Genomic DNA, 6,222 nt, shown 5'->3' on the forward strand with positions numbered 1-6,222 from the left:
GTTATTTCATTTTTCGATGGACAAACCAGAGTAGGGTTCTGTCGGGGGACAGAACGGGGGGGAGATTCGGTTTGTCTGGGACAAACCGGGGAATGAGGGGACAGAGGCTGCTAATTGTTAATGCCGGGAACACCATTAAATCGTATCAATATTTGATGAATTAGGTCAAATAGAATAACACGTCATAAAGTAACTTTATTCGCTTAAAATTTGTGATGATATGCGCTATTGTATTCTATTGTTTTTAATGGTATCCCTGCTTGCTTGTAACGAAAAAGAACAGGAAAAACCCAATTCCCATACAAATAACGAGGTCTCTCCTTTTTTATCTAATGGCCGGGTTGAATTGCTTGCCGATAGCACGATTGCCTTAATTGGTTCTGGCTCTTCTGTGGAATTTATGGCTGAGGGTGATTCGGTGAGTATACACTTAAAATCAGGCCAAACATCTCATGGTTATATCGTGCTGGAAGTTGATGGCAAGTACATGGGGCGTTTCAGAGTTGGGCAGGATGATGAAATTATTCCGCTAAAGCTGGAAAGCAAGCCATCTAAAATTGGAGTTTATAAAGCTACCGAAGCTATTAATGGTACCGTAATATTTCTTGGGGCTGATGCTCAGAAAATATTGCCCATTGAAAAAAGTAACAGTCCATTCATTGAGTTTATTGGCAATTCGATCACATGTGGCATGGGTGCTGACACCACAGATTTACCCTGCGGATCAGGGGAATGGTTTGATCAGCACAATGCCTATCTGGCGTATGGGCCGCGGGTGGCCAGGGCGCTGAACGCCTCGTTTAAATTAAGTTCTGTTTCCGGTATAGGCATGTACAGAAACTGGAATGATGAAAATATTGACGAACCCATCATGCCGCAGGTTTATGAAAACCTGTACCTGAACACCGACAGCTCCAAAAAAGCAGATTTTACCGTACACCCAGATGTGGTAAGCATATGCCTGGGCACCAATGACCTGTCGGACGGTGATGGCGTAAAACCGAGATTGCCTTTTGATAAAGAAAAGTTTATTGGTAATTACACGGAATTTGTAAAAACTATCTTCAGCCATTACCCGGATACTAAAGTGGCTTTATTGACCAGCCCGATGGTTTCCGGTGCAAAAGGTGATACATTGATGGCGTGCCTGAAGAAAGTCAAGGAAAATTTAGGTACAGATGCTGTATCAATTTTCGAATTTGCTGCGGTTTCCCCTACAGGATGTACCTGGCACCCTATTATAGCAGAGCATAAGCAAATGGCAGAACAGCTTGAGCCTTTTTTCAAAGACCTGCTCAATGATCAAGAGTGATGCTATATTTGGATACCGGCAAGGGTTTATTTAAACAGGATTGCTTTTTGGCTCACCCCTCCCCTATGCCAGGCCATGGTAGGGCAGTTAAAAAGGAGTATGTCACATACCGGCATCCCACAACTGGAAAGGAGCCTCTTTTAAAGTAAATTGAAATATTGAGATATGAATAAGATTAAATATTGCACTTTAATTATTCTGTTATTGGCAGCCAACACTTCTTTTTCTAATGTAACCTTACCCGCTTTTTTTTCAGACCACATGGTGCTGCAACAAAACGCTGAAGTAAAACTTTGGGGGTGGGGCAATCCTATGGAAGAAATCACTGTCACTACAAGCTGGGACACTGCCGAAGTCAAAACAAAAGCGGACAGGCATGCCAACTGGCAGGTACTGCTCAAAACACCCAAAGCAGGAGGCCCATATACGATCACCATTAAGGGCTATAACCAGGTGGTCCTTACCGACATTTTAATAGGAGAAGTTTGGCTCTGCTCCGGGCAGTCTAATATGGAATGGACCCCCTCATCGGGAATAACCAATGGTGAAGAAGCCATCAAAAACGCTGACCAGCCCGAGATACGCTTTTTTAATGTGGTTAAAAACAGCGCAGAAAATCCTCAACTTGATCTTAAGGGTGAATGGCAGGTCTGCACACCAAACACCATGCAGTATTCCAGCGCTGTAGCATATTTCTTTGGCAAAAAACTTCACGAAAACCTGAATGTACCTATCGGCCTGGTCAACTCCAGTTGGGGCGGAACCCCGGCCGAAACATGGATGCCGCAGGAAGTGATCCATGCGGATAAAACACTTGAGGAAGCCTCCAAAAAACTAGGCGCCGACGTATGGTGCCCCAGTGAGCCGGGCAGAACATATAATGCCATGATCGCCCCTTTAGTCGGCTTTAAAGTGGCAGGCGTTATCTGGTACCAGGGAGAAACCAATACAGGCAATGCGGATACTTATCAGCACACTTTTTCTGCATTGATCCAGTCATGGAGAAATGACTGGGGTCAGGAGTTTCCGTTTTATTATGCCCAAATAGCACCTTTTGAGTATGGTGCACCCGAGATTGGGGTAAAGGTGCGGGATGCGCAGAGACGCACATTGGCAGTGCCCCATACCGGCATGGTGATGACCAGTGACATTTGCACTACGGATGACATCCACCCTAGAAATAAGCTGGATGTTGGGCTAAGGTTTGCCAATATCGCTCTCAAAAATCACTATCAGACCATGCAAGGCATAGTAGAGGGCCCTTTACTGGATTCCGTATCCTTTAAAGGCAAAAAGGCTTATGTGTATTTTAAAAATTCCGAAGGCCTTTATCTCAAAACAAAAGACACGCTTTTTGAAGTTGCAGGCGCTGATAGGGTGTTTCACAAAGCTAAAGGAGCTTTAAAGAAAAATATGTTTATCGTCTCTTCTGATAAAGTAAGTAAGCCTAAATATGTACGGTATGCCTGGGGCAACACGAGTATATCCAACATTTTCAACAAGGCCCACCTGCCTGCTTCAAGTTTTACGACAGAAAAGCCTGAGTAAATGCGTCTAATGCAATTTGAAGGACATTTACCGGGTGAAAATCAGAGCTTTCGAATGGTGAACTGAAAAAATTCAACCGCAAAATGGAACTACAGCAAAACACCTCCACAGACCAAAAAGTAGCATCGCTCCTGGCCATCATGACCATTGAAGAAAAAGTGGGGCAAATGAACCAATATAATGGTTTTTGGGAAGTAACAGGCCCATCCCAAAAGGAAGATAAGGCCAGAAAATATGAGCACCTACGGAAAGGCTGGGTAGGCTCCATGTTATCGGTACGGGGCGCAAAAGAAGTTCGTGCTGTTCAGAAAATTGCAGTTGAAGAAACACGGTTGGGTATTCCGCTTATTATAGGCTTTGACGTCATCCATGGCTACAAAACCTTAAGCCCCATACCACTCGCAGAAGCAGCAAGCTGGGACATGGAAGCTATTCAGAAATCCGCTTCGGTGGCTGCCGCAGAGGCTGCTGCCTCAGGTATCAACTGGACATTCGGGCCCATGGTAGATATCTCCAGGGATGCACGATGGGGACGGGTGATGGAAGGTGCCGGAGAAGACCCTTTTTTAGGCAGCAAGGTAGCTGCAGCCCGTGTAAAAGGTTTTCAGGGAGACGACCTGTCAGCCGTAAACACCATTGCGGCCTGCGCCAAGCATTTTGCAGCATATGGTTTTGTAGAAGCCGGAAAAGAATATAATACCGCAGACATAGGCACTTCCACCCTACACAACATAGCTTTGCCTCCCTTTAAGGCCGCTGTAGAGGCCGGAGTACGGACTTTGATGAACTCTTTTAATGAACTTAATGGCATCCCCCTTACCGGCCACACCTACCTGCAACGGGACATCCTGAAGGGCGAATGGGGCTTCAACGGTTTCGTGGTATCCGATTGGGCATCTATTGCTGAAATGATCCCCTGGGGCCATGCCAAAGACAAACGGGAAGCCGCAAAAATAGCGGCAACCGCCGGCTCCGACATGGATATGGAGGGCTTTGTGTATGTGGAAGAACTGGCAGGCCTGGTAAGAGATGGGGTTATAGAAGAAGCATTAATTGACGATGCGGTCAGAAGGATCCTTCGTTTAAAATTTGAATTAGGCCTTTTTGATGACCCTTACAAATATTGTGATAAAGTCCGCGAAAAAGAGGTTATAGGTAGCAAAGAAAATAGAGAAGCCGTTCTGGATATAGCCAAAAAGTCCATTGTACTTCTGAAGAATGAAAACCATTTGCTTCCATTAAAGAAGGAGGGTCAAAAAATAGCTCTGATCGGCTCGCTGGCCGCTGATAAAAACAGTCCCTTAGGGAGTTGGAGAATTGCATCAGATGACCATACGGCGGTTTCCGTGCTGGAAGGTATGCAGGAATATACGGGCAACACCCTGGTTTATAAAAAGGGGGCAGACCTTTCGATCGGGGAAACTGCCTTCACCCAGGAAACGATCATTAATGAGACGGATAAGTCTGGCTTCGATGAGGCGACAGAAGCCGCCCGGGAGGCAGATGTGGTGGTTATGGTTTTAGGGGAACATGGCTTTCAGACGGGTGAAGGCCGGAGTAGAACGAACCTTCAATTACCAGGTGTGCAACAGGATCTGCTGGAGGCAGTTTACAAAGTGAACCCCAACATCGTTTTGGTATTAAACAATGGCAGGCCGTTAGCGATCACCTGGGCACACGAGCACATTCCCGCTATAGTAGAAGCCTGGCAACTGGGCACCGAATCAGGACGCGCCATCGCTCAGGTGCTTTATGGTGATTATAACCCCAGTGGAAAGCTACCTATGACTTTCCCCAGGAACGTCGGTCAGGTGCCCATTTACTATAACAGAAAAAATACGGGCAGACCTTTTCCCAATAGCGATGATCCTCAAAATGTATTCTGGACACATTACAGCGATGTTGACAATTCACCCTTGTACCCCTTTGGCTATGGATTGAGCTATACTCAGTTTTCATACAAAAATTTAAAGCTAGACAGGCACACTACTGAGGTTGGCGGTAAAATAGAAGTTACTGTAGAAGTAACCAATACCGGTGACAGGGGTGGAAAGGAAGTGGTCCAGCTTTATGTTCGGGATCTCGTGGGCAGTGTAACCCGGCCGGTCAGAGAGCTTAAGGGTTTCGAATTAGTAGAATTGAAAGCCGGTGAAACGAAAACGATCCGGTTTACCCTGGATCACGCCTCACTTGGATTTTATAATAACGATGGCCAGTATGTGGTTGAGCCGGGAGATTTTAAAGTGTTTGTGGGGGGCGATTCAAATGCCACACTCTCAGCAGATTTTAGTTTACATTAAATATATTTTTATGAAATTATCAGGTATTAAAGTGCTGATCACCTTCATCTTTATTTTGGGTGCATCTTCCGTATTTGCCCAGGAGCTGGACAGAATACGGGTAGTTAACAACAATTTTGTAAAAGCAGATGGCAAGCTCATTGTTTTCAGAGGTTACAGTACAAGCGATCCCGATAAGCTGGAAAGCCAGGGGTACTGGAACAAGGCTTATTTCAAAGAAATAAAAGCATGGGGCGCCAACATAGTGCGCTTTCCTATTCACCCCCCTGCATGGAGCAAACGCGGCAAAGAAAATTACCTCAAGCTGCTTGATCAGGGCATCCAGTGGGCCGGGGACCTGGGTATGTACGTCATCATCGACTGGCATAGTATAGGCAACTTAAGAACAGAGATGTACCAGGATGATATCTATGACACTGACCTCAAGCAGACGTATGATTTTTGGCGAACTATAGGCACTAAATATGGCAAGAACCCTGTAGTAGCATTTTATGAACTCTATAATGAACCTACCACCTATCACAATACCCTGGGAACAGCCACATGGGAGCAATGGAAGGTACTGAATGAGGAAATGATCACTATAGTAAGGGCCAACGGAGGCGAAGGGATACCCCTTGTAGCCGGCTTCAACTGGGCTTATGACCTGACTCCGGTTAAGGAAAACCCGATCGAGGCAGAAGGCATTGCCTATGTAAGCCACCCCTACCCTCAAAAAAGGGAAGCCCCCTGGAAAGATAAGTGGACGGCTGACTGGGGATTTGTAAAAGAAAAATACCCGGTGATCTTAACGGAAATAGGCTTCTGCGGCCCTGAAGACCCTGGCGCGCACAGGCCGGTAATAAGCGATGAAACCTACGGCGAGGCCATCACCAATTATTGTGACCAAAGGGATATATCCTATGTAGTTTGGGTATTTGACCAGCAATGGGCACCAAGGCTTTACACTGATGATAAGTACACTCCTTCCAGGCACGGGAAGTTTTTTAAGAAGAAGTTGAATAGTTATAAATAAATATAATTTTAACAAATAACCCTCCAAGGGTTTTGGAACCCTTGGAG

General features: G+C 45.7%; 4 protein-coding genes. All 4 read left to right on the plus strand.

The window, feature by feature from the left end:
* Nucleotides 1-220 precede the first annotated feature (220 nt).
* Entirely contained in the window at nucleotides 221-1,312 is a 1,092-nt protein-coding gene (locus tag E1163_RS03365; RefSeq protein ID WP_155169450.1) for an SGNH/GDSL hydrolase family protein, read from the plus strand.
* 165 nt (nucleotides 1,313-1,477) lie between these two features.
* Nucleotides 1,478-2,860, plus strand: coding sequence for a sialate O-acetylesterase (locus tag E1163_RS03370; RefSeq protein WP_155169451.1), 1,383 nt, complete (start codon nucleotides 1,478-1,480; stop codon nucleotides 2,858-2,860).
* 83 nt (nucleotides 2,861-2,943) lie between these two features.
* Nucleotides 2,944-5,160, plus strand: coding sequence for a beta-glucosidase BglX (gene bglX, locus E1163_RS03375; RefSeq protein WP_155169454.1), 2,217 nt, complete (start codon nucleotides 2,944-2,946; stop codon nucleotides 5,158-5,160).
* A 10-nt stretch (nucleotides 5,161-5,170) separates the two neighbouring features.
* A complete protein-coding gene (locus E1163_RS03380) occupies nucleotides 5,171-6,175 on the plus strand; it encodes a glycoside hydrolase family 5 protein (RefSeq protein WP_155169456.1) in 1,005 nt (334 codons plus the stop codon).
* Nucleotides 6,176-6,222: the final 47 nt, after the last annotated feature.

This window comes from Fulvivirga kasyanovii, assembly GCF_009711405.1.
Taxonomy (GTDB): domain Bacteria; phylum Bacteroidota; class Bacteroidia; order Cytophagales; family Cyclobacteriaceae; genus Fulvivirga; species Fulvivirga kasyanovii.